We start from the raw sequence: 6,220 nt of genomic DNA, 5'->3' as shown, positions 1-6,220 counted from the left end.
TTCGGGGGCGGCAATGCCGCCGCCGCGCTGCTGCGCAGCGGCGGCATTGGCGCGCGCGAATGGCGCGCGCTCCCGGGCGGCGAGAAGCTGGCCGCCCGGTTAACGAAGCTGCGGCTCATTCCGATGCCGCAGCCGGAAGAACAGCGCCGTTAGCATTCACGGCGCCCGCAAGATGAGGAGGTTGAAGCAATGACGCTGCAACAGAAACCCGCAATAACCGTCGTGGGGCTTGGCTCCGGCGATGTGGACCAATTGACGCTTGGCGTATGGCGCAGGCTGCAGAACGCTTCTCGCCTATACGTTCGGACTGAGCATCACCCGATGATGAGCCTGCTCCAAGAGAACGGCATCCGATATGAATCATTCGACCGCTTCTATGAAGCGCATGATAGCTTCCCGGATGTATACGAGGCTATTGCCTCGGAACTGATCTCGCTTGCAACACATGCGGACAGCTCATCCGATATTCTGTACGCGGTGCCCGGCCACCCGATGGTTGCGGAGCGGACCGTTCAGCTGCTTCGCGAGCGGTGCAGCGATGCTGGCGTCGAGCTCGACATCCTCGGCGGCGAAAGCTTCTTGGATCAAGCATTCGTGCGTTTGGGCTTTGACCCGATCGAAGGGTTCCAACTGCTTGACGCAGTGGATCTGACACCGTCGCAGCTGCAGCCGAAGCTGCATACCGTCATCGGCCAAGTATACGATGTATATACGGCATCGGACCTGAAGCTGACGCTTATGGAGCGCTATCCAGACGATCATCCAGTTGTCGTCGGGCATGCGCTGGGCGTTGTCGGCGAAGAGTCCATCGTGACCGTTCCGCTCTATGAGCTCGATCGAATTAGCGGCTACGGCAACCTGTCGCTCGTCTATATTCCGCGTTCAGACGATGAAGCGCTGCAGAATCGATCGTTCGACCGTCTGCATGAGATCGTCGCGATTCTTCGCAGTCCGGAAGGTTGTCCTTGGGACCGCGAGCAGACGCATCAATCGATTCGGAAGAACTTCATCGAAGAGTTGTACGAAGCGCTTGAGGCGCTTGATAACGATGATCCGGACGGCATGCGCGAAGAGTTCGGCGACGTTATTCTGCAAGTCATGCTGCACAGCCAAATGGAAGAAGAAGTTGGCTCCTTCAGCGTCTATGATGTGATCCAGACGTTGAACGAGAAGCTGATCTTCCGTCATCCGCATGTATTCGGCGACCGCGGTGCGAGCAATGCCGAAGAGGCGCTTGGCAATTGGGAGCAGATGAAGGCGGAGGAGAAAAAGCGGACTGGCGAGGCGGAAAAGCGCAAATCGCTGCTAGACGGCATTCCGAAGGATCTGCCAGCGCTTATGCGCGCCTACAAGATTCAGAAGAAGGCGGCGAAGGTCGGTTTCGATTGGGACGATCTAGAGCCTGTTCTGGCTAAGATCCAAGAGGAACTCGGCGAGCTTCGCGAGGCCGCTGCCGAAGGTACGCCGGACGAGCGAATCGGCGAGCTGGGCGATCTATTATTCGCCGTCGTCAACGCCGCGCGGTTCGTAGACGCTGATCCAGAGGAAGCTTTGGCGCGTACGAATGCAAAATTTATGCGCAGATTCGCGTATATCGAGGAACGGCTCCGTATAGAAGGCCGAACTTTTGACCAGACTGATTTAGTAGAAATGGACCGATTCTGGGAGGAAGCCAAGGCGGAAGAATAGGCGTAATTCGCCCGTATTCGCTATATTACGGCGCCATTCTTCATAATTCGCAAATTTTTTTAATCTTTTAGCAGGATTTTTTTAGCACTAGGCAGAATTACTAGGAAGCCGAACGGCAAATCACCCGAAAACGTATTAACGTACGGGGCCATTTCTATGATTCTAACCCATGAACTATAGGAGGCATTACTAATGAACAAGACGGATTTGATTAACAACATTGCAACAAAAAGTGGTCTGACGAAACGCGACGTAGAAGCAGTTCTCAACGGCTTCCTCGGTGAAGTTACGGATGCACTCGCTAGCGGCGACAAAGTACAACTGATCGGCTTCGGCACGTTCGAAACGCGCAAGCGTTCCGGTCGTACGGGTCGCAACCCGCAAACGGGCAACCCAATCGAAATCGCTGAATCGAAAGTCCCTGCATTCAAAGCCGGCAACAAACTGAAGGATGCAATCAAGTAATAGATGCGTTTAGATAAGTTTCTCAAAGTATCGAGGCTGATCAAGAGGCGCACCGTGGCGAAGGACGTATCCGAGCAGGGGCGCGTCTGGCTGAACGGCCGAGAGGCTAAGCCTAGCAGTACGGTGAAGCTTGGAGACGAGCTGACGATCCAATACGGGACGAAGCTGGTTACCGTTCGCGTCGAACGGCTGACGGAGACGACCCGCAAGGACGAAGCCGGCACGCTCTATACTTTGGTAAAAGAAGAAACACGCCAACCGGAATCGCCGGATTGGCCATAAACGTAGAAACCGCTCCGCAAGCACGGTGTCATAACCGGCTTGCGGAGCGGTTTTTTATTGTCTGGCCTAGCATTGCGAGGCACAGCTTCGTCAGAATATGAGCAATGCCCCGTTTCTCCCCATACTCTGCCCGCCCTATTACCTAACGTTAGAATCATTCATTATATTTATTGAATGCAGGCCTTTCCTACCACTTTTTTCTTATATCTAACCGATACAATCTACAGCGGTTATGTTCAAGATTTACATAATATGCTAGCATATATTGTAGACATTTTTTACTAGTTTAAAAGTTTTAACACACCGTAGGTCTAAACATCCAGAATGCATTTATTTCCATATATTAGTTAATAGGAGGGTATTTATGAAACATCTTGCAAGGTGGCTGCTGGCTATCATGTTAATCGCAGTTGTGCAGCCAATGTTAGTAGTGCCAAAAGCCCATGCGGCGGTAGCGCCTATTCCAGAGACACCGATCTCACCGACCGCGGACAAGTCATATGACAAATACGGACACTATTCAACAGGATATACCGATAATCCCGGTGTGCCCACCTATGAGCATATCGTCGGCTATGGCCGCGATACATCCGAGAATTACGGAGATTCCTTCTACGCGGCGAAGTATCCGATTGATTCTTCAAAGATAAATACCAGCAAGGTTATAGAGAAGGTCGAGCTCGTTATGTTCGTAAAGTCGTATAACGACGACGTAGATGTACCCGCTGGGAATAAGAGATTCAAGCTATTCACATCTACTGATACGAATTGGTCTGACGGGGATAGTCATGTAATCGATTCAAACACGCTCACGCCGGCGGGTATATATTACACCGACGTTTTCAGGACAAGTACGCTTGTTCGCTTGGACATCACTTCTTATTTCAAGGCTTATCGGGCAGCGCATCCAACTGCAACAGAGATCACCTTCTATTTGCAAGGACCGCTTGAGGCGGAGCTTCCTGCCACGGTGACGCAGAACGGAGTGCTTACCGATGCTTTTGCCCTAATCTACGATAATTCATATGCGGATTCTTCAAAGCGTCCTCATCTCGATTTATTCTACTCAGCCAATACAGCACCAACAGCGCTTACGCTGTCCTCCAATACCATAGCAGAGAATATGGCAATCGGCACAACGGTGGGAACGTTTACCGGAACAGATGCTGAAGGCGGTACATTAACGTACAGCTTGGCAGCGGGCGGAACGGACAACGGATTGTTTGTAATTTCTGGTGACACGCTGAGAACCCAAGCTGTATTCGATTACGAAGCAAAGAACAGCTACTCCATTAAGGTACAGGTTACCGATTCCGAGGGTCTCTTCTTCACGAAAGACTTCACGATAAACGTATCCAATGTCAACGAAGCTCCGACAGGATCGATCACCATTAATGGCGGTGCGTTATACACCAATAACCAATTGTTGTCGCTCACGTTGACCGGAACGGATCCGGAGAGCAACCCGCTCACGATGAGCGTATCGAATGATGGTTCGGCATGGGGCACGATTCCTTTTGCTACGAGTACCAATCATCTTACGACACCTGCAGATGGATTGAAGACGGTGTATTACCGATTGACCGACAGCTTAGGTCTTCAATCGCCTGTGTACACCAAGACGATCACGCTGGATCGAACAGCGCCTGCAGGCACGCTGTCAATCAACAGTGGGGCTGCATTCACGTCGTCGACGAATGTCACGCTGGGTATGACAGCGTCAGATGCGTTGCCGATGGAGATGCAATTCTCCAATGACGGCACAACATGGAGCGCATGGGAGCCGTTCGCATCATCGAAGACAGTGACTCTCCCATCGGGCAGCGGCACGAAGACGGTATATATGAAGCTGCGGGATGCCGCAGGAAACACAACAGACTTGAGTGACACTATTGTGATCGACACCACTCCTCCGAACGGCAGCTTGAGCATTGAGAATGGCAGCAACGCCATCAATTATGCATCCGTGGAGCTTCAGGTGGGCAATCCCGATGCAACGGCAGTCTCCATGCAGTTTCGGAATGAGTCCGGCGCATGGAGCGGTTGGGAGCCATATGCATCGATTAAGAGCGGTTGGGTGCTCTCCTCAGGCGACGGCTTGAAGACGGTCAATGCGCAGCTTAAGGATGAAGCAGGCAACATAGCGGATGTGAGCGATACAATTACGCTCGATACCACAGCACCAATTGTTACAGGCGTGACAGAGGGTGGTTTGTATGGTGCTGACCTAACGATCGCGTTCAATGAAGGAACGGGTGATCTCGACGGCGGTACAGCCTTCGCCAGCGGCAGCAAAGTGACGACGGAGGGTGCACATACGCTGACCGTTACAGACGAGGCGGGCAATAAGACGATCGTTCATTTTACAATCGATAAGACCCCGCCGAGCGGATCGATCGCGATTAATGGCGATGCGACGGGTACGAGTTCGACGAACGTTTCCCTGACAATAAGCAATCCAGATAATACGGCTCAGCAGATGCAGCTGTCTAACGACGGCATTACATGGAGTGCCTGGGAGCCATATGACGCTTCCAAGAGTTGGACGCTGAGCACTGGCGACGGCACGAAGACCGTAAGCGCGCATCTGAAAGATGCGGCCGGCAACGTCGTTACAATCAGCGACACGATTGTGCTTGATACGATGGCGCCGGTCATTAGCGGTGTTGTGAACGGCAGCTTAAACAACACCGCGCTGACGATTGCATTTAACGAAGGTACGGGCATTCTTGATGGCGGCACGGTGTTCGCTAGCGGGAGTCAAGTGACGACGGAAGGTGTGCACACGCTCATCGTCACAGATTCCGTAGGCAACACAACGACGGTAAACTTCACACTGGATTTAACGGCACCAGATGGAACCGTAATCATTAACGGCGGCGATGCAGAAACAAGTGCAGCGACGGTAGATCTGACATTGAGTAATCCAGATGGCTCCGCTGCACAGATGCGATTCTCGAACGACGGTTCTACTTGGAGTGCATGGGAAACTTATTCAGCAACAAAGAATGGCTGGGTGCTCAGCACAGGTGACGGCATCAAGACTGTAAAGGCCGAACTGAAAGATGCTGCAGGCAACGTTAAGCAGGCGAGCGACAGCATAGTGCTCGATACAGCGGCACCTGACGGCAGCTTGAACATCGCAGCAGGCAAGGCGGCTGTGAATGCTGCATCGGTTGATCTACAAATTGCGAACCCTGATTCAACAGCGGTATCCATGCGGTTCCAGAATGAATCGGGAGCATGGAGCACATGGGAGCCGTATGCTGCAACGAAGAGCGGCTGGACACTTTCTGCTGGCGACGGAACGAAGACCGTCAACGCTGAGTTAAAAGATTCAGTCGGCAATGTACTCCCGATCAGCGACACGATCACGCTCGACACAGTGAAGCCTGTCATCTCAGGCGTTGTGGACGGAAGCTTGAACAACGCCGATCTAATGATTACGTTCAATGAAGGAACGGGCGATCTCGACGGCGGCACGGCATTCACGAGCGGCAGCAAAGTAACGACGGAAGGCGACCATACGCTGACGGTTACGGATGCGGCAGGCAACGCGACCACGGTTACGTTCACGCTGGACAAGACCGCACCGGTCGGAACAGTCTCCATTAACGGAGGCGCAGCGGAAACGAATGATACAGCGGTAACGCTGACGATAACCAACACAGACAACACCGCACAACAAATGCGTTTCTCCAACGACGGAACAACATGGAGTGCATGGGAAGCCTACGCGGCAACGAAGAGCGGCTGGACGCTGAGTACGGGCGACGGAAGCAAG

Annotated in this window: 4 protein-coding genes; all 4 read left to right on the top strand. The window is 52.7% G+C overall.

The window, feature by feature from the left end:
- Positions 1-189 precede the first annotated feature (189 nt).
- Positions 190-1,689 carry a bifunctional methyltransferase/pyrophosphohydrolase YabN gene (gene yabN / locus SBI19_RS29275; RefSeq protein WP_317973062.1) on the top strand — a complete coding sequence of 500 codons (1,500 nt, stop codon included), beginning with the start codon at positions 190-192 and terminating at the stop codon, positions 1,687-1,689.
- Positions 1,690-1,881: 192 nt separating this feature from the next.
- A complete protein-coding gene (locus tag SBI19_RS29270; RefSeq protein WP_006038139.1) occupies positions 1,882-2,154 on the top strand; it encodes an HU family DNA-binding protein in 273 nt (90 codons plus the stop codon).
- A gap of 3 nt (positions 2,155-2,157) precedes the next feature.
- Positions 2,158-2,436, top strand: a complete 279-nt coding sequence (locus SBI19_RS29265) for an RNA-binding S4 domain-containing protein (RefSeq protein WP_317973061.1) — start codon at positions 2,158-2,160, stop codon at positions 2,434-2,436.
- A 364-nt stretch (positions 2,437-2,800) separates the two neighbouring features.
- Positions 2,801-6,220, top strand: a 3,420-nt coding sequence (locus tag SBI19_RS29260; protein WP_317973060.1) for a beta strand repeat-containing protein, incomplete at its 3' end; no start/stop codon positions are given.

Origin of the sequence: Paenibacillus sp. CCS19 (genome assembly GCF_033239625.1) — a bacterium.
Taxonomy (GTDB): domain Bacteria; phylum Bacillota; class Bacilli; order Paenibacillales; family Paenibacillaceae; genus Paenibacillus_T.
Note: the sequence above shows the minus strand (reverse complement) of the source record. Positions and strands in the feature narration are given on the sequence as shown.

Excerpts from the sequence above, each read along its gene's own strand:
- yabN (WP_317973062.1), top strand. The coding sequence starts at position 190 with ATGACGCTGCAACAGAAACCCGCAATAACCGTCGTGGGGCTTGGCTCC.
- SBI19_RS29270 (WP_006038139.1), top strand. The coding sequence starts at position 1,882 with ATGAACAAGACGGATTTGATTAACAACATTGCAACAAAAAGTGGTCTG.
- SBI19_RS29265 (WP_317973061.1), top strand. The coding sequence starts at position 2,158 with ATGCGTTTAGATAAGTTTCTCAAAGTATCGAGGCTGATCAAGAGGCGC.